The organism is Sporosarcina gallistercoris, from assembly GCF_014836415.1.
GTDB classification, from domain to species: Bacteria; Bacillota; Bacilli; order Bacillales_A; family Planococcaceae; genus Sporosarcina; species Sporosarcina gallistercoris.
Map to the genome: position 1 here is coordinate 289,528 of NZ_JACSQY010000001.1, position 25,140 is coordinate 314,667.

Consider the following 25,140-nt stretch of genomic DNA (forward strand, 5'->3'; position numbering starts at 1 on the left):
ATATTGCAAATTACTTTGAAATGACTTGAATTTTTAAATTGGTCGGCAGAATGTAGGAAATGAAAGCGAGGTGTCATCTGCCCCCTCTTTTCATTTATTAATGTCTAGTAGTTTCTATAGTAATTGCTCAGCTTTTTGCTTCACTGATTGAGTATCTACTTTAAAGATTTCTATGTTGTCAATCTCATCTGTTTTTCGTGATAAGATAATTGGATTATATCTCCTTCTCTACTTTCAGAAGACAAATGCTCTTTTAATACAAGGAGTTGTTTCTCTTCATTTTCCCGATCTAAAAGAATAGCTAATTCATCTTCGAAACGGTCAACTGTTTATTTGCTCATCATCCGCACGCCCAGCCGTCCTTAGCATTACTTGCTACAGGTACATCAATTGTCAAAGTATCATTGGTAGCAAGAGCCACATCTACTGCAATTCCGCTCTCTGTAGCTGTATTATCAGAAGCGATCAATTTAGTAATCGCTTCAACATATAGGCTAACTACTTATACTGCTACTGTTGCAGAAAGTTTATCAATATGTACGAATGAAGGGGACGAAGAATGAGGGTGTAGGAACCAGAATGGATGTACCCCTGTTTGCATCGCCAGGTTACATCCATTTGTCATACATTTCTTTTCGGGCGTGGTTAAACAATCGGGCGTACAGTTGAGTGGTCGCTGGCCTTTGATGCCCAAGCAACTGTTGAATCGCTTCGCCTGGCATCCCTTTTTGGGCAAGGTGTGCTGCAAATGTATGCCGCAGCATGTGTGGATGTACATGAAACCCCAACTGTTCGGAATAGACTTGGAAGTTCGCATTGATCTTTTGATGGCGTATTCGCTTGGTTGCGTTGTGATTAACGAATACATACGGCAATTCATCGGTCCGACTCGCTAAGTATGCTTGAACATACTGAAGGCTTTCAAGACTAATCAATACGATTCGCCCTTGGTTCCCTTTGCCATCCGGGATATGAATACTTCGATCTGTTTCATTGATGTCTTCTTTTTTCATTGCGACTAACTCACCCATTCGTATCCCTGTCGAGACAAACATTTCGACGATGGCGCGTTCCAACAAACTATGTTGGACACAGGCACGAAGTTGTGTGAGTTCAGGTTTCGTCAAGTAAATTGGCACTTTGTCAGGGAGTTTCGGGTACGGGATACGTGCTGCGGGATTGGTGGCAATCCAGCCTTCCTCCAAACAATACTTAAAATAGGTTTTGACCCCGATTAACTTCGTGTAGATGGTCGTGGGTGTGTACCCTTGTTCCTCTAACCACATCAACCAGTTTCGAATATCCTTTCGGGTGATCTCTTGAAACGGTATCCCCGTCTGTTCGAAAAATTGGAGAATGTTACTTTGGTAAGCCCGGATGGTGCGAGGTGCCAATCGAAGCTGATAATCTTTTTGGAATTGCTCAATAGTGTCTATCGACATGATTTTCCCCTCTTTCTTATCCCATATGCCTTCTATATAAACGGATTAGTTTCCATTTCGGAATACGTGCATAAATTTTCGTCGTTTCTAAGTTCGCATGCCCAAGTTCATCGGCGATAAAATCTAGTTCAGCTCCTTTGGTTAATAACTCTGTCGCAAATGTGTGACGGAAGCGATGCGGGTATAGCGAGCCTGTGATTCCTGCAGACTTCCCAAGTTGATTAATGATTTTTCGCATCCGGGACATGCCGAGCCTCGTTCCTGTTCTTGACACCAATAAGGCAGGATGTTCTTCTTCCTTTACCTCCTCCATCTCCCCATACCGTTCCAATAAGAGTGCACACGTTACGGAAAAATGCACCTCGCGGATTTTTCCTCCTTTGCCCATCACGCGGGCAGTTCGTGTATCTATGTCCACATCCTTTTTATCCAGTAGATGGAGTTCACGTATGCGACATCCTGACGAGAGAAGGAATTCTACGATAATTCGATTCCGAAGGAGTTCTTTTTCAGCATGTTGGCGTACTTTAGCCAGCTCTCCTTTTTCGAGATACCTAGGTATCGGCCTGGGTTCCCGCATATACCACCTCTTCTTGATGGGAACACACTCCATGTAGCCTTCCTCCACACAAAACGTGAAAAAAGAAGAGAGGATGGATAACCGACCGTTCACCGTCGTGGCTTGAACGATTTTTTGTTGGTGGATGACCCATTGCAAGATTTCATCAAAAGAAACAGTTGAAAAGTCGTCCTCTTTCCGTACAAAATATATTTCTAGCGCTCGTTTATAGAGAATAATCGTCAGTTCACTCATATTCGAAATTTTCATCGACTGCAAGTACTCATTTACGACTTCCTTGTTGGTTGGGTTACGAAACACCTTATCCGTCACCCAGTACTTTTTTGACGCATTTTTCTCCACCCAGAATAAGTCGATGGGCGATTTCGCCATATACTCCTTACGGACACAAAAGAAATAAAATGAACGTAGCACCTGCTTGTAGTTGTTGATGGTTCGAATGCTCCAGTCCGGATCTTGAAGAGAAAACCATTCGTCAATCTGCTTCCGATCCACTTGTGAAAAATGAAGAGGATTCGAACCAAAAAATCGGTGCAGCACAATCCCATATTCAACAATCGTTTTTTTCGTTCGCCTCTTATTCTTCAAATACAATAAAAACGCATTGATCACGTCCTTGTTCTCCTTAATGGAGAAGCGACCTTGTACTTCCCAGTAGAGATCGGTGGCTTCGGCAAACTTCCTTTTATTACGGAGCGGTGTGTCTTCCAAAATTTCATTCTCCCAACAATACTCATAGAGAGACCGAAGTGTACTCCACATCCCATTCCTCGCCGATTCGCTGCGTTGTTGATGCGTATCTATCACCCTTTGTTCAATTTCTTCCAGTGTTAGCTGACGAAGCGATTGATCGATTTCCTTGAAAATCCTTTGTAAATAGGTTCGCAACGCCACAATCGTATGCTCAGTTCTTCCTAGCGTTTTCATATGAAGCAAGAACTGATTCACAATCAGTTGATTGTCTGGATTCGGGAGATTGGTTTTCAATTCCCAGTAATAATCTGGGGTAGATATCTCCTGTAAATTCGGATTGAGCGGAAAGTTGTCTAAATGTCCTTCCTGGACACAAAAGTTGTAAAAACCACGCAGTGTTTTTAGATAATCTTTCACCGTTCGCTCTTTTTTTTGCGCTCGTTGTTGGGTAAGCCACGCCTCGACTTCATCTCTAGTAATCGATTTATAAGAAACCCGGTGAGCTAAGAAGAAGGATTGTAAAGTAGTTCGGTAGCGCCTCACAGCATCCCTACTAAGATCCTTATCTTTTAAGCTCTTTAAATATAAATTGAGGACGATGTGAGTGTCTTCCACCAGTCCTTTACAATTCACCTCCCAATGTCCTGCCATCTCTACACCTCCTATTTCTTACTGTTGGTATTGATCATACTTTTTCTTCTGTTCAGGGTTCATTAAACGCGTATAGATTCTAGTACTATTGATATTGGAGTGACCCATTAATTCTTGAATAGACGTAAAATCCATTCCTTTTTCCGCTAAGTTTGCCGCAAATGTATGCCGTAATGTGTGCGGGCTAACTTTGAAACCGAGGGCTCCTGAGTACTCGCGAAACTTCGTTTGAACTAAGTCTCGACTGATGGGTTGTCCTCTTTTATTTGAAAATAGGTAGTCACCCTCATACTTCCTCATTTCGATATACCGTACCAATCGCTCTGCACAGGCATGACTAAAGAGGACAATTCGACCTTTATTTCCTTTTCCTTTTCGAATCGTTATCTGTCTCGTTTCCCATTTGATATCTTCCAGTTTAATATTCAGTAATTCAGTTACTCGTACCCCCGTGGCATACAATGTTTCAATAATTGCACGATCTCTTATATTGTCCTTTGTGTGCTCCTGCAGCATGGCCAGTTGTCGCTTTGATAGGTAGTAAGGAAGAGAATCGACCTTTTTCGGTGTAACGACTTTTAAAGTCGGGTTCTTATTAATTTTGTTTTCTTCCATACAATAACGGTAGAAGGATTTTAGCGCGACGAGCTTAAGTTGGATACTACGTGGTTGAAGTCCATCATTCGTCATGACTTCTAACCAGTTCCGGATATCTCTCGCTTTTACTTCTTCCACGCTTTTTCCGCACACGTTGAAGAATTGAGAGAGCGCTAACTTGTACGCACGAACGGTTTCTGGACTAAATTGATTGTGGTTATCTAAAAAGAACTGTTTAATGACTTCTTGATTCATGTTTTTCACCCCATAATATTTTGATAGGTTAACAGCATCTCTTCCGTTGGGATTTGTGCATAGATCCGTGTGATGTTGAGGTCCGCATGTCCTAACACGTCTGCGATGAACTGTAAATCGGCTCCTCTCGCGAGCATGTTGGTCGCAAATGTATGCCGGCACATATGCGGATGGAAGGATTGGACGAGTCCAGCTTCACCACCTACTTTTTTCAACACTTTTCGAATCCCTTGTACTTGAAGACCATTGCCAAATTTATTCATGAATAACGGATCTGAGGGTTTAGCTGAACGTCTTTCCAAATAGTCTTGAAGGACAAGTCCACATTCTTCAGAAAAATAAATCTGTCTTATTTTTCGTCCTTTCCCCGTGACATCCATTTTTCGTTTGTTAAAATCAATATCCTGAACGTGTAAACTAGCGACTTCTGAGACACGGCAGCCCGTGGAAAACAGGAATAACAACAGGGCCCGATTTCGAATCGATAGCTGTTCAGCACTCACTTTCACACGAGCATATTCAAATTCGTCCAAGTACTTCGGCAACGAGTGAGGAATTTTAGGTCGCCACCGTTTTTTCACGACCGTGATTTCCATGTACTCTTCTTCTAAACAAAAGCTGAAAAATGAAGAGACGGCGGATAGATACAAATCAATCGTGCGCGGTTTCTTTCCTTCCGACATAGTAGTTAACCACGTTAACACATCGTCGCTCGTAATCTCTTCTAACGGAATCGTACACTGTTGAAAGAATGCTTCGATAATCCTTCGATACTTCTCAATGGTTGCTACCGCCTTATCAGCTAACTTCAGACTGAGTAAATACTCATTTAATGTTTGTCGTGTTTCTTCTAGTAAATGGCCAGCGCTACTTTCCCAATAGATTTTCGTTTCACTCAGTTTGTTTCACCTCTTTTCATCTCGCCATCTTCGTTACTATCAATATGACCTATTATTTCGGTATTTATACTAACGTGAGTTTTATTAAATGATTTATATATGAGGAATGCACTTTACTGTGGATGATTGCTTTTATTGAGGTTTTCGAGGTGTTATAAGAAGCTCTTTCCAAGGGAGGCTTTCCTTGTGCAACAGTTGTCAGGCAAGAATAGCAAAAAGCCCTTCAACCAACTGATTGGTTAAAGGGCTCGTAGGTTATATGGTTTTGTATGTAGAAGGAGACGTATCGAAATAGAGGCAAACTACAGGGATCCTGGTGTTAGCAAGCCAACAGCAAAATAACATACCAATACATAGATAGTGTCTGTTTTCCGGCAAAAAAAATAAACCGCCTCTGAGCCTGCAAGTATAAGGTTGGTTTATTTTTACCTATTGTGCGAATCGCATTTGAAACGGATGTTATACAACCACCAGTTTACCTAAGACACAATGACACTAGGTATGGTTCCAGTATAACATGCTATCTTATCTCTGTCTTTCATAGAACATTTACATCTTGATTCGCTCAATCACCTTGATAATGTAGATGGCCCATCAGATTTCCATATTTATTTAAACTCCTGACTCACCTTATGAGCTAACAGATTCACATTCCGACAAATTATCTATTAATTTCATCTACACTTATTTTTTCTATACTCCTCAAAATCTATTATTTCGACTTCTTGTCCAGATTCTCTCGCATCCTTATAGTCTTTTTCACCGTTTTCATCTACTTGTACATAAATATTATCGTCTTCAACTTTTGTAATATCACAAGACAGTTTAACTGCTACTTCTTCATCAAATTTATTCCATGTAATTGCATTCACCATTATTTTACCGCCTACTGACAATTCTTCCAAGTTACCATGATAATCTTGTTTCATCTTAACTGGTTTCTTTCTGCCTTGCATTGTTAAATATATAGTTAATTCAATAGCCATTTACATTCTCCTTTTTATTAAAGACTCAAGATGCATGAATAATTTTATATGTTTCTCATAAATCTATCCGGTAAGTTAAACATATGCAGCTTCCCATTGCTTATCCTTCTTTCGGGATACAAGTTGTTAATACCATCGGTGAAGAGAATCAAATCCCCTTGAATATGTCAATTTTCTGTCCAGCACATAAAGCCCTCTAACCGATTACTCGATTAGAGGACTCATCCATTCACCAATCAAGTTTCCTGATTAGTGTCTGAGTTATTAAGTGCACAGGCACGCGTATTCAGTTATTCTTTAATAAATTTAGTTGTAGTTACTACAAATGGATTAATAGTATTCAACTGCAACTTGTATCTAGTAGATGTATCACCTTTTTTATAAACAGTGATTTTGTATCCTTTTAAAGGGTCTTTTGCATTACCAGAGTTGATCTTAGCAGGATCGATTAAATCTGATGCACTGATTAAATCATTTTCAACTGTCAACAAGACAACATTCTTGTCAGTATCATTGCTGAATTTCACCTTACTCCAATCAATTGCAGTAGACCAGCCTGATTCCGGTGTTGTATCTTTCACTTTACCGAGAACCGTTTTGACTTCACTTGCTGTAAGATCTTTTGCTTCTGCTTGTGTAGCAGGCGTACCATTATCTTTTTTAATAGCCCCATCAGCACGGTATACGCGAGTAACCTGGAACTGAAGATATTCATTTAAAAAGCTTTCAGCATTAGTGATGTTTGTAGTATCTACATCGTCACTAAATGTAATTGCGAGCTTCTCACCGCTTAGAGCAATACCAGTGACTGTCTTATTTTTAAGTTCCTCACTTTGTCCAGTTTGAACATTTCCTGTTGAAGTAGTAGGAGCATTTCCTGTTACGTCAACAGGAGCATTAGCTGTTACATTTGAGATCGTTCCTGCATTATCAACAGTTGTGCCTGTCGCAGCTGCATCAATTGTTAATGTTCCAACCACCGCACCAGCTGCTACATTAAGAACAACATTTGGCTTTGTAACATTAATTGCACTTCCTGTTAGGTTACCTCTCAACTCAATCGATTCTGAGGATGTCGGTGTTAATTCTATCGTACCGAATGAACCACCATTAGCATCTAAAATAGCACCTGATTGAACGACTGTGTTTGCAATTGCTGTGCCAGAATTTGATTCGATACGAACACTATCATCATTTTTCACAGTCAGGTTATCTGCAGTAACATTATTTAGATGAATACTGTTAGTCGCACCAGATAAAACTACAATATTAGTAGCTGTTACGTTATTTAAAGTAACCGTCCCATTTGCACCTGGATTCACATAAACAGTTCCGTTTATTACTAGATTCTTTAAAGTAGCATCAGAATTGACATATAAATTACCATTTAAAGTTGTCGAAGTTGCTGGTCCATATGTTGAGTTACTTGTAACTTCATAGATACCTGAATACGTTCCTGCCGTATTCAAAGCACTTGCATTTAAGCTATTCCCTTCTTATACTACATTCCAGTAGCTTTCGATTAGGGCCTACACCGGACAAGCGACTTTCATCGCATACGGCGTGCCATCAACAGTTGCATTCATTTCCTGCCAATTCCCTTGGATTTTAATGATACCTTTGAATCTGTTAAAATATACCTATATAAATTACAAATAGATGGGCCAATCACATCTAAGTGATTGGCCCTACTATTCTATTGGAAAGCTACATTTTTAGGGAAATAAGCTTTTTGAATACGTACCACTGACTAGGTTCCTTCGCTCCTGTTGGTTTTACCCTCCTTATAAGTTACCTTATAAGTACAAACGGTCAACTATCCACACTACTATGAACCGGCTGCCGTCTTAATAGGATCGCTGGCGCTGAATCACCTAGCCTATTAAGACTTCAAACGTTCCGCTACGTCCATCCCTGGTTTTGACAACCTTAGATCTCCACTATCCAGGAGAGAGAAAGAACAGGTTAACAGTCAATTTCACTGATCTCCATTCCATCATTTCATATGGAAGGATGAGTACCGAACCCCTAGCTTAATTTCGCGACACTCACTACCTCACCCTGCCTACATGGATTCGTCTACCTGACCATAGTTGTCTTTTATGGAGCCCCGCCTCGGCACTACCGAGTACGACTTTACCTGACTTAATCCCTTTTGCGTATTTACTCAGCGCATCACTGGATCCAGGAGGATTAGGCACATGCATAAAGACTGTTTAGCAAGATCCGGAATTACACCGAATAATTGGAACATAACAGTTAGAATAAAACCTCATGGAAAACTACTAATTAAAGCAATTCCATGAGGCATATTCCACTAATTTCACTAGCGAACTAGCTTATATAGTAACGTTTCGTTTATTTTTATTAAGGAGTTACAACAATGTTCGTGATTTTTGATGCGTCAGTAGTTACTGTAAATGCTTTAGTTTGCTGTGTACCAGAAGCTTTTGTAATTGTTGCTGTTAATACTTCACTTCCTGGACCACTTACAAATGCACCCGCATTAGATACGTAAGTTCCAGCTGCAGAAGTCCAAGCTACTGTAACTCCTGTGTCTCCAACAGTAGTTGGTAAAGAACCCAAATTATCTCCAGCAACTGAGATTGTAGGTGTTGCAAGGTTTGCTTTAGCTGCCGAAATCGAAGCGTTAGCTGCTGCTGCATCTGCAGTTGGAGTATTTTTCAAAGTAGCAGTAACTTTTAATGGGTTAGCAGCAACGCCACTAAACTTAACAACTGTATTGAATACTGAATTAGCTGTGAATTCTTTTACACTTGCATCTGATGCACCATTTTTATCAAAGATCAAATCACCAGATACTTTGTTAAATGTTAGAGTTGCATCAATTGCAGGAGTTGAACCATCTGCAAGTGTAACTTTTACACCAGTTGTTTCATTTGCTGCAACGCTAACACCATAAGTGTCAGTTACAATAAAGTCAACTTTTGATTTTAAAGCTTCAATATCAAATGCAGCTGCATTAGTCCACTCAATGTCTTTAACTTCTACTAGCTTTTCAGTACCTGCAACCATAGCAGGAGCTTTAGTATTTGTAACAATCTTAACATCTGCAACTTTTGGAGCTACATTAGAATACGTGATTTCTTTTGTTAGAGTTTCTCCAGTAGCATTAATAGTAATAGTTACATTCTTTTTAGCAGTTGTTGCATTAGATTCGAAGTTAACTTTAGCTCCGTTAGCTGGTTTGCCAGTTACTGTGAAGTCTTTATCTTCAACAAGTTTAACAACTTCGCCTGATGCAGTAGTCGCATTCACAACCATTTTCTCAGTGTTATATGCAGCAACAACTTCGTTATCAGCATTAACGTAGATAGGTGAAAGATCTTCTACTTTAAATGAAGCGAAATCAGAGTTCTTTACAACTGTGAAAGCTTTTGTAAATGCACTTGCTTCCACTGGAGCAGCACCATTAATTAACTTGAATGTTAATACTTCAGATGATTTTTCTGTACCAACTACAGGCTTAACAGTCCACTTTTTATTTGCACTAGCATCATTTGCTAATGTAAACGTAGTAGCGGAAGGAGCAGTAACTTGGAATTCAAGGTCTTTAAGAATATCTTCATCAGTGATAACTTGACCATACTGATCTTCAACCATTAGGTCCGTGTTACTAATCACTGAACCTGTAGTGTCGTTAGAAAGAAGTGCAGTTCTGATGTCCTTGTCAAGACCTGTAATCACAGTAGCAACTGCTTCTGCTTTAGGTGTTACTGTTTGTGTTGAAACTTTACCAGAAGTTGTAGTAACGACAACTGTTACTGGTACGTCTTTTGTTACATTTACTTCTTTAGCACCAGGTACAGCATTGTGAGTTACTTTTACAAACAAACCTTTATCCTTAACTTCTACAACTTCACCAACTGAAGTAGTAATGTTATCTTTTACTTTAGCTAACTCAGCTTTAGTTTTAATTTCATTACCTTTAGTATCAGTAACCATCAACGGGAACATGATGTCCTTTTTAGCAGTTACTAATTCTGATGGAGAACTTAATGTTACAGAGTTAAACTTAAGTCCTTCGTTAACCGTAACTGTTGCTGTAGAATTTGCACCAGTAGTCTTAGAAATAAATAGGACATTTGAAGTCCCTGCCAATCCTGCCTTAGAAACCTCTAGAGCTAATACTTGTTTACCATCAATTGTTACTTCTTTGATTTTGTTATCCGCAGTACCTAAGAAATCAACGACTGCTGGATTTGTGTTTGTAACTACAAGCTCGTTGTTAGCACGTGTAGCACTAGTAACTTCTTTTCCATACTGATCTACGACAGTAACTGGAAGGTAAAACTTATCTTTAGAGAAGTCTGTTGTTCCTTCAGTTAGTTCTTTACCATCTTTATTGTACAATGCACCTACTGTTGCTTTAGCAGCAGCGGACTTATTTGAAAGTGTAAGCTGTTTTGTAGTGGAAACACCAGTTGCTCCATCTACAAGAGTAATATTGATTTTGTCATCAAGTTTCGCGCCTGAAACAAGATTAAATTCTATTGAACCATCTGATTTCACTGTAGCGCCGTTAGCTGCTCCAGTTACAGTTTTGACTAATGATGCACCATAAAGTTTAGTGATGTCTTCACCATATTGGTTTGTAACCTGATATGCAGCAGTTGCTTTGTTTCCATCAGCCATTGGAGCTTGATCAGATAGTACTTCAATAGCAGTGACTTTTTCGTTTTGAACAGTAACACTACCTGTTAGAGCGTCTTTGTCTTTTTGAGCAACCTTAACAGTATATTCGCCTTCTGTTAACTTAGAAGTAAGCTCAATCATTGCCGTTTTGTTATCAGCTGACATAGTAACTCCAGCAATGTTAGTTTTAACAGCACCTTTGTTTACTGTGAAGTCCGCAGCAGTAGCAGTTACAGGCTTTGTAAAAGTTACTGTAAGAGTTTTAGCGTTAGTCGCCTTTTCCATACGATAAAATTTTATCAAAAAAGCCATGAATCCTTTAGCACCAAGGGTTCATGGCTTTTTTAATAAGAGAAATATTCTCGTTAGTATAATTTAAGGATAATAAAACACTGATCGTTAAAAAGATATTAAAAAACTGTGCAGCGGGTTGGCTGCACAGTTTCCGTTATGCGTATGAGTGTAGACCTGCAATGATCAAGTTGACAGCTACTAAGTTGAACATGATGATGACAAATCCGGCAACGGCAAGCCATGCCGATTTCTTGCCTTCCCATCCTTGAGATAGTCTAAGGTGCAAGAATGCTGCGTAGAACAGCCAAGTGATAAGAGCCCATACTTCTTTCGGGTCCCAGCCCCACATTCTTGACCACGCTTCGTGTGCCCAGATCATAGCGAAAATGAGCGCTCCAAGTGTAAAGACAGGGAAACCGATAAGGACAGATCGATAGCCGATTTCATCCATCAATTGAGAATTAGCCTTCTTAGCAAATGGCTGCAAAAGTGCTGCAATCGGTCGTCGGAAAATGAGTCTGATTAGTATATAGAGAATGATCCCCGTAAATAATGACCACACAAATGTAGTGAGTGTTTTAGCATTCACGATTGCTGGCATCTCAGCCCAAGGCTTCATCGTTTCCGCAGTCACTTGCTCGTAATCATTCATCCCAAATAACGCGGGCATATTATAGGTGATTTCTAAAGACTTACCGTTTTTGTCCACATACGTGAACTCTGACTCATACCCTGCGATACTGAACGCTGTAGAAGATAACACAAATCCAAGGACTAGAACGACAGTGAACATGACCGCTTCCAGCCAAAAACGTTCTTTGGATTTCTTCGTTAAATCTACGTTCTTCACAAGATAGATCAGTCCTGCAACCGCACTGATCGCAAGAATCGATTCACCAAGAGCTGCGGTGATGACATGTACCGTTAACCAATAACTCTTCAGTGCTGGAATGAGTGGTGTGATCTCTCTAGGGAACATGCTCGCATATGCAATAATGACAATCGCAATCGGAAGCGCAAACAACCCGAGCGATGGTGTTTTGTAGATGAAGAAAATGAGAATGAATGATCCGACAAGCATCATACTGAATGCAGTGGTAAATTCAAACATATTACTGACAGGAGCATGTCCTGACGCAATCCAGCGGGTGATGAAATAACCTAATTGAGAAACAAAACCTATGATTGTAACAACAATCCCGATTTTCCCCCACATGCTATCTTTATAGGTTTTTTCCGTTTTAGAACCCTTGACCGCCCCTCCGAAAAAGAAGGTGCCGACTAGGTAGGCGATAAATGATACTAGCAGTAAATTCGCACTTAATGCAGAGTAATCCATTAGTTTGTCTCTCCTTCCGTCGTATCAGTGACAGCTTCTTTGTCCTGCTTATCGGTATACGTTGGAAGAGCAGCTACTTCTTTCACTTTATCCAAATCTTTTTTGAGTGTATACCAGTTTTTGTTTGTGTGCGCTGCAATCAGCATTTCAGAACCCGTTCCTTTTTGGATCCAAATTCTTCTATGTTGCCAATAAGATCCTTGGATGACACCGATCATAAAGATAATTCCGCCTAACAAAAGAATGTAAATCGTTTTATCTTTACGGATTGTGAGACCTGAAGCATCTCTCGTTTCTGCAGATAGGAACTTGGCTTCATAGTCATTCGGTTCAACTTCTAACGTTTGTCGGATCGCAACGAAGCTCTTTTCGCCATCCGGATGTTCAGGTGTCTTCATATTGAATATGAATGCTGGGTTATTCGGGATCGGAGATTTTGAAGATGGTTGTCCATCCACAATGCCATCATAATCCGCATAGTATTCCATGAGTTCAATTGAAGATCCACTTCCAAGATCGTATTCTTTCGCTGGTTCGTTCAAGTCTATTGTGAATTCACCCAAAGACTGTTCGGTCTTTTTGTTCACCAATGTGAACGTCATCGTTTTCAATTCACCCGTTTTGTAATCCATCTGGAAAATGCTATATCCATCGAATTTCAATGGTTTGTTGACAATGATCGGATATTCTTTTATGAACTCTACATCTGAAGAACCCGGTAAAGAACCTTCTTTTTCTTTATAAAGTTTAACATCAGATTTGAATTCACTCACGATGGCGCCATTTTTCTCAAGTGCTTCACCGAAAACTTCATCTGCTTCATCTTTCGAATACGTTTCTACAGAGAAGTCGACATTTTCAAGTAAATATCCTGGGGCTCCTGGAATTTCACGCGTTTCCCCTTCACGGATCCACATCGTCTCATCGACATAAAATCCTGGAATGCCGCGCATGAGCACACCTAATAAAAATATGATAAGTCCTGTATGGTTGACGTACGGACCCCAACGGCCAAACCTGTTTTTCTCTGCGAGAATCGCGCCATCTTCCACTTTCACTTTGTAACGTAAATCTTTCAATGCTTTTTCAGCATTTATAAGAGATTCATCAGCATCCGTGATTTCACTTTCCCCATAGATCCGTTGACGTTTCATGAACGAAGGATGACGTTTTGTCCGTTGTTTTTTGAGTGACTTGTAAAGTGGGATGACCCGGTCTAAACTAGCGATAATTATGGACGTACCGAGCATACCGATTAAGATTTTGAACCACCAGCTGTTGTACATATCATAAAATCCAAGCTGATAATATAATTTACCGACCGTCCCATAAAGACGCTCGTAGTACTCCAAATACGCAGATGGATCATTTCCATCTACCGGAACATAAAATTTTTGAGGGAAAATCGTGCCGATTGCTGATGTCGATAAAACAGCAACAATGATACTGACACCGATTTTCACACTTGAAAAGAAGTTCCAAATTTTATCGATAATGGATTTCTTATAAGTTTGCGAACGTCTGGCAGAACCTTCATAACGCATGTCGACCATTTTACTATTCTGCGCTTCGTCTGTAAGCGGTCGGCCACACTTTTCGCATAGGACGGTTCCGAAAGGATTTTCGTGACCGCACTGGCATTTAATTTTGCTCATTGGATACCATGCTCCTTATTCGGGTTGAATGCTCTCCATAAGAGACACAATTTCAGCTTCACTCATTTCACGGGTGACAATTTGTTTAATGACGCCATTTTCATCAATCAGCATGGTTGTCGGAAGCGGGACCACGTTATAGCTATTCCGGCTCACACTTTTGTTTTTGTCGATCAAAACAGGGAATGTGAGTCCATATTGGTCTATGAACGTATTCACTTTAAATTCCGATTCTCCGATATTCACAGAAAGGACTTGTACCCCTTTTTTCGTGAATTCTTTTGCGTGCTTTTCGATATATGGCATTTCTTTTTTACAAGGAGGGCACCACGTTCCCCAGAAATTCAGGAACACACCTTGTCCTTCATAGTCAGAGAGCTTCACTTTCTCTCCGTTCATATCCAGCAGTTCAAAGTTCGGCGCCTTATCCCCGACTGCAAGCACTTTTGTTTCTTTCTTAGAAGTAAGTGCAAAGATAATAGCCGCCGTTAAGATGAGTAAAATCGCTCCTCTTATGATCAAGCGCTTTTTCTTTTTGTCCATCTTAGCCACTTCACTCCCTTCTGAAATTTGGTGATTCGAATCATACATAGCATCCTTCATTATAACAAAGATGTGTATTTTAATCGGCTCTGTTGATGAAGGCTTTGTGAAACATTTGTGTCACGAGTCAGCCGATTTTACCGGTTTCCGCAAGAACACGCAGTTGTTTCACTTCATGGGTCGTCAATTCGCGTGCCTCACCTGCATTCAGTCCTATAGTGGTCAGGTTGGCGAACGATTCCCTGCGTAATTTCACAACTGGACATCCAATGGCATCGAACATGCGGCGAACTTGACGGTTTTTCCCTTCAGAGATTGTGATTTCAATAAGTGCGGTTTGCGCTTTTTTATCCATTGACCGCATTTTCACGTTTGCAGGAGCGGTCAATCCGTCTTCCAATTCAATTCCATGCTCAAGCTTTTTCAGTGCTTCCCGAGTTGGGATGCCCTTCACTTTTGCAATGTATTGTTTTCGGATACCAAACTTAGGATGGGTCATTGTGTAGGAAAAGTCTCCATCATTCGTCATGATGATGACACCCGATGTGTCATAATCCAGACGCCCAACAGGGAAAATACGCTCCTCAACGCCAGGTAGAAGGTCCAATACCGTTTTTCTCCCCTTCTCATCATGGACGGTCGAGATATAACCCCTCGGCTTATAAAGCAGGTAATAGACGAATGTCTCTTTCACAACTTGGACCCCTTCAACTTCCACTCTATCTGCATTCGAAACTTTTGTTCCAAGTTCAGTCACCACGGAACCATTCACTTTCACTTTTCCTTCCAGGATTAACCCCTCGGCTTTTCTCCGGGATGCAACACCAGCTCTTGCTAATACTTTTTGTAGTCTTTCCATTTCCGTCACCTCATTCTTCAGTCTCAAAAATTATGTCATATTTTTATACAAATGAAAAGAAGACGGCCTAAAAAGGGCACTACTTAAGGAATTCACCCTTTTTCCATGGACGACCAACTTTTTTCGCTAAAAAAGAAAAAAACAGAGGCGTTAACTAGTCCTCTGCTGCAAAAGTTATCAACGTTCTCAGTCATCTTTTTAATTCAAAAGATTTCACTCACGTTTAAGTTCAACTTCCGAAGTCACCACTTGTTCTTGATCCAGTGAGACTATCCATTGGCCAAATGATGAGTGCGCATCACTTCGCGGAATCCGCATGACTGAACTAACTTTACTCTTCTCTTCCTGATTGAGCAACAACTTTATTGGTTTCTTCAGATACGCTGTGATACCAGGCAGTACTGCATACTCGCCTTTTTTAGCGACTGTCACAATTGTATACTCGTTAAAAACTTGGGAAGCCAATGATTTGTGGACATTCCAGTCATTCCCATTATTCAGCGTCACGACAATTACTTTTTTGCCGTTCTTTTCAAAGTAGGTTGCTAACGTCCTGCCTGCCGCTTTCGTGAAACCGGTTTTCCCCGCAACCGCATCCGTGTCTGAAGTAATGAGCCGATGTTTGTTTTCCCAAACCCCTGGTTGCGTCCCCTTCCTAGTATAGTGTTCCGTAGATGCAATCTTCTTGAATTTTTTATTTTTCATCCCAAAGTAGAGCATCATTGCTGTATCATATGCGGATGACAAATGTTTTTCATCATGAAGACCTGAGGGATTGGTGAAGTGCGTATCCTTTAGTCCATAAAGATCCGCTTGCTCGTTCATGAGTTGGACAAAACCTTCCTCGGATCCACCAGCATGTTCAGCAAGGGCCATGGCTGCATCATTTCCGGAACGCATCATGAGCCCGTGAAGCAGCTCATCTGTTGAAACCGTACTCCCCGGCTCCAAGTATATCGATGATCCTTCCGCGGATGCTGCCAAAGGTGAAATCACGGTTTCTTTTTGAGGTGCTCCGGATTCAATAAACGTCAGTGCCGTCCAAATTTTTGTTAAGCTCGCAATCGGCAGTTGATCATGCGGGTTGGCTCCATCCAATATCCTCCCGTTGTCAGCATCGATGACCACCCATGATGAATTTACGGCAGCTGTAGCTGAAGGAATAGGCATGAATCCAATCGAAACACATAGCATCATTATAGCAAGCACTCTTTTCAAACACTGTTTCCTCCTTCTTCTTGTGCTTCTAATATGTCCTGAAACTTCGTTAAGAATAAGTCCGTGTCTTCATCATCTTCTGTCTCTTGGAGTAGCGGTGGCAAATCTTCCAACGAATTCAGACCGAAACGATCTAGGAAATACGATGTTGTTGCATATAGAATCGGGCGCCCGCTCGCTTCTAAACGCCCTTTTTCCATGATGAATCCTTTAGAAGCAAGGGTCTGGATGGCGCGTTCGGATTTGACACCCCGCACATCATCCACCTCAATTCGAGTGACTGGCTGTTTGTACGCTATAATTGCTAACACTTCCAGTGCAGCTTGCGTCATCATTTTGGATGGAGGATTTTCAAACAACCGTTTGATATCCTCCGCGTGATCCGCTTTTGTGACAAGCTGAAAGACCCCTCCATACTGACGCAATGTAATCCCACTTGTGTTACGTTCTTCGTATCCTTGGAGCAATTGTTCCAAAGCATCGGTCACTTCACCTTCAGTGGATACAGTCAATGCAGCAAGTTGTTTTAACGACAGCCCCTCTTCACCTGCTACAAAAAGCAAACTTTCTATAGTGGCTGCTAGCTTGACATGTTCAATCATGCGATTGTTCCTCCATTTGCATTCGAATCTTTAATGTGTCAAAATTCCCGTGTTGTTCCACAATGATATCGAGTCGTTTCATCAGTTCAAGAATGGACAGAAATGTGATGATCAAACCATTCATATCTCCTTCTTCAAACAACTCTTCAAAATCACAACTGCCACCCTTACGTTCAACATGACTCATGATTTCATCCATTTTATCGCCGACAGAAATTTCGTTATTTGTTATACTGGCAGACATAGGCGCTTTCAGTCTCCTGCGTTGCAGCATGCGTTGGAAAGCACCGAGAAGGTCGAACACGTTGAGTTCATCACCTGGATCGATCGGAGTTACACCTCCATACGATTCCACTTCTGTAGGTGGTTTCGTGTAGTGAACAGCACGTTCATCCGCCGATTCTTTCAGTTGGACTGCCGCTTCTTTATACTTTTTGTATTCAAGAATACGGGCAATCAGTTCTTCACGTGGATCTTCTTCCATATCGAACTCTTGCCCGTCCTCATCAAATACATCGCCTTCGTGCACAGGGAGCAGCATTTTGCTCTTGATTTCTATCAAGGTGGCGGCAAGAACCAAGTATTCACTGAGCTCATCGAGTTCGAGTACACGCATCGCATGTAAGTGTTCTATGTATTGGTTTGTCAGCTGCGCCATTGGAATGTCATAAATATCTATTTCCAATCGGTTAATTAAGTGCAGCAATAGATCGAGTGGACCTTCGAATGCTTCTAGTTTTACATTATAAGACATTTTTTCACCTTTTCTGCTCACAGCAGATGGACTAATGGAAAGGAGTGATTGTATGCACCCTTATTTTCATCCGCTCTTCGTGGAGTTCCTAGTATATTTTAATGACAATCAAGATTATTTCGAGGGCCATGAGGTATTAGAAGAATATTGGAAGTCGATTCCTGGGTACTCAAAGTCACACCCACTCACTGCTTACATACTGTTGTCTACAGGGATGTATCACTGGAGACGAGGAAATCTGAATGGAGCTTTCCGGACCATCGACAAAGCACTTCAACGATTTAACTCTCTTTCGCCCATCTATGATGAATATAAAGAAATGATCGAATTTGATCGACTTCTTCTAGATGTCGAACTTGCAAAGAAAGAAATTTCATCGGGACATTCTTTTTGTGCCATCGAAATCGTTATTCAAGCTCATCAGCTCATTGAATTAGTCCACTTTGCCAAACAAAAACTCATTTTACTCCCAGCAGGCAGCGAAGACGTTATTCATAAACATATGCGTCGTGACAGAAGTGATATTCTAAAACTTCGCAACGAAAAGAAGAAGAGCGGACACTAGCGTTCCGCTCTTGTTTCTTCCAGAACACATTTACTGACAAATGCATCCGTATATTCATTCCCATAGGGCGTTTTGTCTGGAAATTCCTCTTGCAGTTTGACGACCATCTCTTTCCCAATACCTTGCCCCCTGAAAGAGGGATTGATGGAAAGATGTTGTACGACAAAAGAATGTTCTGCAACTTCAGCACCGACAATTCCAATGAGATCTTCTTGTTCCTTCACTAAATACATTTCCCAGCTATCATCCGTCTCATAGCGTGTCATCGTTTCTTGCAGTTGTTTGACAGGTTGATCACCTGAGCTATATGAAAGAAATCCCATTGCTATTTTATGATACGCTTTCTTGTAACGAACAAGTTTCATGGGTATCCCTTCACTTTCAATAATACTGTCTGCTCGATTTTACAGGAATGTCCATCATTTATCAACTCAGTTTTAACGGGGATCGATAATCGGTACAACAATATACCAATAGAGAGCTCCCCATCCTAACGCGATGATGACAATTCCTAAAAACAAGAGTAGGTTCCGCTTTTTCATTACGATTCTTTCCTCACCTTCTGTTGCAAGGAAAGGTCTAATCGAGTGATGTCTTCGTACGTCTCTCGACGGATGACGAGCTGATGATGCCCTTCTTCAGCAAATATGACGGCAGGTCTAGGAAGTCTATTGTAATTTCCTGCCATAGAATACGTATAAGCTCCTGTACAAAACACAGCGAGGATATCTCCTTCGGTCACGTCTGCAAGTTTTGCGTCGACAATGAGCTTGTCGCCGGATTCGCAACACTTGCCCGCTATCGTAACGGTTTTATCGTGAGGACTTGTCATCCGATTTGCGACAGCCGCAGTATAGTTTGCATCATATAAAGCCGGACGGATATTGTCAGACATGCCTCCGTCCACTGCAATGTATGTGCGTACTCCTGGCACTTCCTTTTCACTGCCAGCTGTATAAAGTGTTGTCCCTGCATCTCCTACAAGCGACCGGCCCGGCTCTATCCAGATTTCCGGAAGCGGATAGTTCCAACTCTTCGATAGTTCAAGAACAACTTCCGCCATTTTTTCTACATATTGAGAAGGTTCCAGTGGCTGATCTTCTTCCGTATAGCGGATACCGAATCCTCCACCCAAGTTCAGCACGGTGCAAACAAAAGAATGCGTTTCTTTCCACGCTTGCATTTTTTCCATCAGTACCTGTGCAGCATGAGTAAATGCATCTGTTTCAAAGATTTGAGACCCTATATGACAATGGAGTCCTAATAATTGTAAATAGGGTGCGTCATAAGCGAGTTCAAATGCTTTGTCCGCTTGACCGTTTTTCAAGTCAAATCCGAATTTGGAGTCTTCTTGTCCCGTTGTAATGAACTCATGCGTGTGAGCCTCAACACCTGGCGTGACTCTCAGCAAGATGTTCATTTGCTGTTTTCGGGTAGATGCGATTTCTTTCACCATGGACAGCTCCAAAAAGTTATCGACGACAATACAGCCTATTTTTTCATCAAAAGCATAGTTCAATTCCATATAGCTTTTATTGTTGCCATGAAAGTGAATGCGTTCCCTAGGGAAATCGGCTTTTGCTGCAGTGAACAATTCTCCGCCTGAAACAACATCCAATGATAACCCTTCCTCAGCTGCCAATTCATAAATTGCAATCGAAGAAAACGCTTTGCTCGCATAGGCAACTTGAGCACGGATCCCCATTTTTTTAAATGTTTCTTGAAATCCTGCCGCCCGCATACGAAATAACGCAGTATCGTAAACAACGAGCGGTGTACCATACACATGTGCAAGGTCAATGGCGTCTGAGCCGCCTATGATCAAATGCCCTTTGTCGTTCACTTTTTGAGTTCCGTATAAGTCCATCGGGTACGCCTCCACTCGAATAGTTGCGATTAATCTCCTTATACAATTTTTGAATGCAGAAGGAGTTGTCTATGGACAAATTTATCACAACTTTTAGGGACAGGCAATTGTTTACGGCATTCGATTCCTACTAGGAGAGTGGGTGATAAAAGGTCTTGGTGTGTCTTTAGTCACCGGTTGGCGCAAGATTACTCGAAGCATCGCTTTCGGAAAAAATGGCAGCGCCGGCCATAGGTATGGAACATTCAGCGGCTTCATTGAGCTTAGGTAATAGAACAATACCGCAAGCATTATGAAAAACCCTGGTGCGCCGGCTGCTGCAGCCGCAATAAGTAAGGCGATCCTGAAAATCTTAGTGGTGATGCTCAATTCATAAGAAGGGATTGAAAATGTCAAAATGGCACTGACTGACACATACAAAACGACTTCCGGAGTAAACAGTCCCACGTCTATAGCCACTTGTCCAATAACAACGGCTGCAACAAGTCCCATGGCAGTTGTCATGGGAGTGGGTGTATGGATGGCCGCCATTCTTAACACTTCTATTCCTAAGTCGGCAAGTAACAACTGGACAAACAATGGAACTGCGCCAGGATCATCCGGACCAATATAATGCAAAAATTGAGGAATGTGTTGTGTGTTCGTTGCGAGTAAATACCAAAATGGCAGTAATAGAAGGCTGAAAATCGCCCCGGCCATGCGGATCATCCTAACAAATGTCCCAATGAAGGGCGCCTGCCGATATTCCTCCGCATGTTGCATATGATCGAAAATGGTGGTCGGCACGAGGATAGCAGATGGAGAAGTATCGACTACAAGAGCAATATGACCTTCCAACAGATGCGCTGCGCAAATGTCAGGTCGTTCAGTGTATCGAACAAATGGCATCGGATTAAACCTTTGCTTGAATAAAAACTCTTCTAGGGACTTATCCGTCATCGTTAAGCCATCTGTTTCAATTTCATCCATTCTTTTACGGATTCCGTCCAATATATCTTCATTGACCGCTCCTTTGATATAGGAAATAGCCACATCTGTTTTCCCGACTGCAGATACTTTATGCATTTCAAAACGTAGTTCAGGTGTCCGTAATCTTCGTCTGATCAACGTTGTGTTTTGAAGAATATTTTCCGTAAACCCGTCCCGCGATCCACGGATTACTTTTTCATTATCCGGCTCTTCCGGCTGTCTCCCTGGATAACTTCTAATATCAATGAGAAAAGTGAAACCATCCTCGGTCACAAATCCCGCGAGTCCACTCAATATCGATGTTAGAAATTCATCACGACTTTTAGGCTGCTCCACTGCGTGATAAGGGAAGTAAGAGAGCAGCTTCTCACCTGAATGGTGAGAAGCTTCATCCCCTCTGTCTGCATCTTGCATTTCGGTTAATAACGTGGTGATGGTCTGCCCGTCAACTAGCCCGTTGATATACAGTAGGAGAACAGGCATTTCCCATAAATGAATTTCCCGTAAAGTGGCATCAAATGTTTCGCCTGTTCCAAACTTATCGACAAACCAAGCTTCTGCTTCCGTCTTAGATGTAAATAATGGATTCATTTACCGATCAGCCCTCGCTTTATCTAACGTCTCTTCTACACTGGCACCCATCCATGTTTTCAGCTGAGATAGTATTTTCTTTTCCAGACGTGATACTTGGACTTGGGAAATCCCAATCCTTTCTGCAATGTCACTCTGGGTGCAATCCAAGTAATATCGCATGTAAATAATTGTCTGATCTCGTTTATTTAGTTTTGAGACGACATCCCTTAACGGAATATGGTCAAACAGCCTCGTAGAACGGTCGTCTTTGAGCTGGTCCATCAGAGTCAAACTATCGCCGTCACTGTCATATAACTGCTCATGTAACGATGCTGGATCGCGTAAGGCATCAGACGCCAATATGATTTCATCAATCGTTACTTCCAGTGTTTCTGCTAGCTCGGATATTGAGGGGGACGTCCCGTGTTCTTTGACATAACTATCTGTCGCATGTCTGATTTTAAAACTGAGTTCACGAATCGAACGGCTCACCTTCACCATTCCGTCGTCCCGAAGGAACCGTTGTATTTCTCCTACAATCATCGGCACTGCGTATGTCGAAAACTTTACTTCGTAGGATAGATCGAATTTATCAATCGATTTCATGAGACCGATACAGCCGATTTGAAACAGATCCTCCAAGTCTGCACCACGCGAAGCGAACCGCTGAACAATTGACCAGACGAGGCGTGTATTCCCCTCCACCATACGTCTGCGGGATTCCTTATCGCCTGATTGGGACTGTTGAATCAGCATGCGCATTTCCTCTTGGGATAGAAGTGCTCCGTTTTTTTCAACAGACATTTCCATAGGTCACCTCATTCTGCTTTTTTCCGTGACCGGAGAAAATGTTTTTTCAAACCGTACGACAGTCCCTTGTCCAATAGCAGATTCAACCGACAAATTGTCAGCAAAACTTTCCATGATCGTAAACCCCATCCCGGATCTTTCTAGTAATGGTTTCGTTGTAAACATCGGTTCCATCGCCTGGTCCACATCGAATATCCCATTCCCCTCATCCGAAACAGTCATCGTTACTTTGCTATCTTCGATTTTCGCATGGATAGTCACTTCTCGTTTCCCATCACAGTCATATCCATGAATAATTGCATTCGTCACAGCTTCAGACACTATTGTTTTAAATTCGGATAACTCTTCAATCGTCGGATCTAAAGGTGTTATGAAACACGTCATCGTCATTCTAGCCAATGCTTCGTTCTCCTCAATTGCGACAAATGACAATGTCATCTCATTGTTCATGTAAAACCCCTCCGATTTCACCTATAGCTTTTTCTACGGTGCAATGCCTCACCACTTCGCCAAGACCTGAGAATTGAAAAATCTTCTCCATTGTGCCAGAGGGATTCAATATGAGAGTCTCGCCATTTTGCGGAGAAAGATCTCTCATTCTCCCTAAAATCAATCCAATCCCCGAACTATCCATAAATCCAAGATGCGTCAGATCCCATATAACACCATGCACTTTCCCACTAAAGATTTCCGATGAAATTTGTGTTCGGATGCGATTGGCTTCATGATTCCCTAATTCTCCGCGCAACGTCACAACAATGATGCCATTTTTTGTAATTGCTATATCTGTCATCGTTAATCCCTCCTTCTCGCCAACTATTCAACGGAGGGAACGCGGAACCCTTCTTCGTGACAAAACTAGTCAAAACTAGTGTCCACGTAACATGAACCGACATTAGGACTTACAGGGAGCATGTCCAAAATTGGCAGTCTTTAGACGACTATTCTATTTTCGGTAACAAAAAAAGCACCGTTCACAGAAATCGTGATCGGTGCTTTACTCATGTATGACTTTAGCTGTCCATTTTTCAATCCATCACTTTATGAATCAGTTTAGGACGTTCCGGAGCATGTTGTGCAATGTGAATATGATCGAGCAGTAAACTTTCCGTCTGTAGGATGTTTTCTGTATTCGAGTGAATGACAGCAATCGTCTCCCCTGATTTTACAGCATCCCCGATTTTTTTCTTCAGGACAATGCCGACCGCCAAGTCGATATCGTCTTCTTTCGTTGCTCTGCCAGCTCCGAGAAGCATAGCTGCAACGCCGATTTCATCCGCTTCCATCTTTGTTATAAAACCAGTTGTTGTCGATTTCACTTCAATTTGATATGCAGCTTTCGGCAATAACTCCGGATTTTTCACTATTTCAGGATTTCCTCCTTGTGCTTCAAGGAACTTACTAAACAACTCAAGTGCAGAGCCGTCTTGAATAACCTGATTCAACTGATTGCGAGCGTCTTTTGTATCTTTTGCTTTTTCACCGGCAATTAACATTTTACTCCCTAGAACAAGGCACAACTCCGTTAAATCCTCCGGTCCTTCACCGTTCAATGTATCGATCGCTTCTTTCACTTCCAGAGCATTCCCGATCGCATATCCAAGTGGTTGGCTCATATCTGAAATAACAGCCATTGTATTACGACCCACTTCTCTACCGATCGCTACCATCGACCGGGCAAGTGCTTCTGCATCTTCAGTCGTTTTCATGAACGCACCATCACCGGTTTTCACGTCCAACACAATCGCATCCGCACCTGCTGCAATCTTTTTACTCATAATGGAACTTGCAATGAGCGGAATGCTGTCTACTGTTGCGGTTACATCACGGAGAGCATAAAGCTTTTTATCGGCAGGTGTTAAATTACCGCTTTGTCCAATAACCGCTAACTTTAAATCGTTTACTTGTTTCACAAACTCTTCTTCCGTAATTTCGACATGGAATCCTTCAATTGCTTCCAGCTTGTCAAGCGTCCCCCCTGTATGTCCAAGCCCTCGTCCACTCATTTTGGCAACAGGCACTCCACACGCAGCTACGAGTGGTGCCAGGATCAGCGTCGTTGTATCTCCAACGCCTCCTGTAGAATGTTTGTCGACTTTAATGCCTTCAATTGCCGATAAATCGATCTGATCACCGGAATTGACCATCGCCATCGTCAAGTAGCCTTGCTCTTCTGCATCCATGTCCGAAAAGTACGTAGCCATCAGAAAAGCGCTCGCTTGATAATCGGTGATAGAGCCATCGGTGTAGCCATTGACAAAAAAACGAATTTCTTCTTCAGACAATTTCTCTCCATCTCTTTTTTTCTGAATCACATCGACCATTCTCATTCT

At 41.6% G+C, this 25,140-nt stretch carries 23 protein-coding genes and 1 pseudogene; 1 reads left to right on the top strand and 23 read right to left on the bottom strand.

Features of this window, described 5'->3' with window-relative positions:
• Positions 1–170: 170 nt before the first annotated feature.
• The 15 genes and pseudogenes from H9659_RS15715 to H9659_RS01555 form a co-directional block, all read right to left on the bottom strand.
• Positions 171–317: pseudogene (locus H9659_RS15715) on the bottom strand (hypothetical protein); the annotation flags it as partial.
• 291 nt (positions 318–608) lie between these two features.
• Positions 609–1,442, bottom strand: a complete 834-nt coding sequence (locus H9659_RS01490; protein ID WP_039041492.1) for a tyrosine-type recombinase/integrase — start codon at positions 1,440–1,442, stop codon at positions 609–611.
• 16 nt (positions 1,443–1,458) lie between these two features.
• Positions 1,459–3,366 (bottom strand): tyrosine-type recombinase/integrase, encoded by a 1,908-nt coding sequence (locus H9659_RS01495; RefSeq protein ID WP_191688137.1) that lies wholly within the window; start codon positions 3,364–3,366, stop codon positions 1,459–1,461.
• 18 nt (positions 3,367–3,384) lie between these two features.
• Complete coding sequence (xerA, locus tag H9659_RS01500; RefSeq protein ID WP_125102821.1) at positions 3,385–4,218, bottom strand: site-specific tyrosine recombinase/integron integrase; 834 nt, start codon at positions 4,216–4,218, stop codon at positions 3,385–3,387.
• A 5-nt stretch (positions 4,219–4,223) separates the two neighbouring features.
• Complete coding sequence (locus H9659_RS01505; RefSeq protein WP_318240679.1) at positions 4,224–5,102, bottom strand: tyrosine-type recombinase/integrase; 879 nt, start codon at positions 5,100–5,102, stop codon at positions 4,224–4,226.
• A 689-nt stretch (positions 5,103–5,791) separates the two neighbouring features.
• Positions 5,792–6,103, bottom strand: coding sequence for a hypothetical protein (locus H9659_RS01510; RefSeq protein ID WP_125102819.1), 312 nt, complete (start codon positions 6,101–6,103; stop codon positions 5,792–5,794).
• A 290-nt stretch (positions 6,104–6,393) separates the two neighbouring features.
• Entirely contained in the window at positions 6,394–7,572 is a 1,179-nt protein-coding gene (locus tag H9659_RS01515) for an autotransporter outer membrane beta-barrel domain-containing protein (protein WP_125102818.1), read from the bottom strand.
• 898 nt (positions 7,573–8,470) lie between these two features.
• Entirely contained in the window at positions 8,471–11,071 is a 2,601-nt protein-coding gene (locus tag H9659_RS01520) for a hypothetical protein (RefSeq protein WP_191688138.1), read from the bottom strand.
• Between the two features lie 136 nt (positions 11,072–11,207).
• Entirely contained in the window at positions 11,208–12,392 is a 1,185-nt protein-coding gene (gene ccsB / locus H9659_RS01525; RefSeq protein ID WP_191688139.1) for a c-type cytochrome biogenesis protein CcsB, read from the bottom strand.
• Positions 12,392–14,047: a cytochrome c biogenesis protein ResB gene (gene resB, locus H9659_RS01530; RefSeq protein ID WP_191688140.1), complete on the bottom strand. Its 1,656-nt coding sequence runs from the start codon at positions 14,045–14,047 to the stop codon at positions 12,392–12,394. Before resB ends, ccsB begins: the two co-directional genes overlap by 1 nt.
• A gap of 15 nt (positions 14,048–14,062) precedes the next feature.
• Positions 14,063–14,590 (bottom strand): thiol-disulfide oxidoreductase ResA, encoded by a 528-nt coding sequence (gene resA / locus H9659_RS01535; RefSeq protein ID WP_191688517.1) that lies wholly within the window; start codon positions 14,588–14,590, stop codon positions 14,063–14,065.
• Between the two features lie 127 nt (positions 14,591–14,717).
• Positions 14,718–15,449: a pseudouridine synthase gene (locus H9659_RS01540; RefSeq protein ID WP_191688141.1), complete on the bottom strand. Its 732-nt coding sequence runs from the start codon at positions 15,447–15,449 to the stop codon at positions 14,718–14,720.
• 213 nt (positions 15,450–15,662) lie between these two features.
• Entirely contained in the window at positions 15,663–16,658 is a 996-nt protein-coding gene (locus H9659_RS01545) for a D-alanyl-D-alanine carboxypeptidase family protein (RefSeq protein ID WP_318240680.1), read from the bottom strand.
• A gap of 5 nt (positions 16,659–16,663) precedes the next feature.
• Entirely contained in the window at positions 16,664–17,269 is a 606-nt protein-coding gene (scpB, locus tag H9659_RS01550) for an SMC-Scp complex subunit ScpB (protein WP_191688142.1), read from the bottom strand.
• Entirely contained in the window at positions 17,262–18,023 is a 762-nt protein-coding gene (locus tag H9659_RS01555; RefSeq protein ID WP_191688143.1) for a segregation/condensation protein A, read from the bottom strand. The genes scpB and H9659_RS01555 overlap by 8 nt, the downstream gene beginning before the upstream one ends.
• 52 nt (positions 18,024–18,075) lie before the next feature.
• Here H9659_RS01555 and H9659_RS01560 point away from each other — a divergent pair, with 52 nt between their 5' ends.
• Positions 18,076–18,588, top strand: a complete 513-nt coding sequence (locus tag H9659_RS01560; RefSeq protein WP_191688144.1) for a DUF309 domain-containing protein — start codon at positions 18,076–18,078, stop codon at positions 18,586–18,588.
• Here H9659_RS01560 and H9659_RS01565 read toward each other — a convergent pair.
• The 8 genes from H9659_RS01565 to H9659_RS01595 form a co-directional block, all read right to left on the bottom strand.
• Positions 18,585–18,953: a GNAT family N-acetyltransferase gene (locus tag H9659_RS01565; RefSeq protein ID WP_191688145.1), complete on the bottom strand. Its 369-nt coding sequence runs from the start codon at positions 18,951–18,953 to the stop codon at positions 18,585–18,587. The two genes, H9659_RS01560 and H9659_RS01565, sit on opposite strands and share 4 nt — an antisense overlap.
• Before the next feature lie 72 nt (positions 18,954–19,025).
• Complete coding sequence (locus H9659_RS15350; protein ID WP_225217586.1) at positions 19,026–19,130, bottom strand: YdgA family protein; 105 nt, start codon at positions 19,128–19,130, stop codon at positions 19,026–19,028.
• Positions 19,130–20,455: a diaminopimelate decarboxylase gene (gene lysA, locus H9659_RS01570; RefSeq protein WP_191688146.1), complete on the bottom strand. Its 1,326-nt coding sequence runs from the start codon at positions 20,453–20,455 to the stop codon at positions 19,130–19,132. Before lysA ends, H9659_RS15350 begins: the two co-directional genes overlap by 1 nt.
• 111 nt (positions 20,456–20,566) lie before the next feature.
• Complete coding sequence (locus H9659_RS01575; protein ID WP_191688147.1) at positions 20,567–22,015, bottom strand: spore germination protein; 1,449 nt, start codon at positions 22,013–22,015, stop codon at positions 20,567–20,569.
• Positions 22,016–22,807 (bottom strand): SigF/SigG family RNA polymerase sporulation sigma factor, encoded by a 792-nt coding sequence (locus H9659_RS01580; protein WP_191688148.1) that lies wholly within the window; start codon positions 22,805–22,807, stop codon positions 22,016–22,018. It abuts the gene before it with no gap.
• A gap of 3 nt (positions 22,808–22,810) precedes the next feature.
• Positions 22,811–23,257: an anti-sigma F factor gene (gene spoIIAB / locus H9659_RS01585; protein WP_191688149.1), complete on the bottom strand. Its 447-nt coding sequence runs from the start codon at positions 23,255–23,257 to the stop codon at positions 22,811–22,813.
• A complete protein-coding gene (locus tag H9659_RS01590) occupies positions 23,247–23,600 on the bottom strand; it encodes an anti-sigma factor antagonist (RefSeq protein WP_191688150.1) in 354 nt (117 codons plus the stop codon). Before H9659_RS01590 ends, spoIIAB begins: the two co-directional genes overlap by 11 nt.
• 235 nt (positions 23,601–23,835) lie before the next feature.
• Positions 23,836–25,137, bottom strand: a complete 1,302-nt coding sequence (locus H9659_RS01595) for a pyrimidine-nucleoside phosphorylase (RefSeq protein ID WP_191688151.1) — start codon at positions 25,135–25,137, stop codon at positions 23,836–23,838.
• Positions 25,138–25,140: the final 3 nt, after the last annotated feature.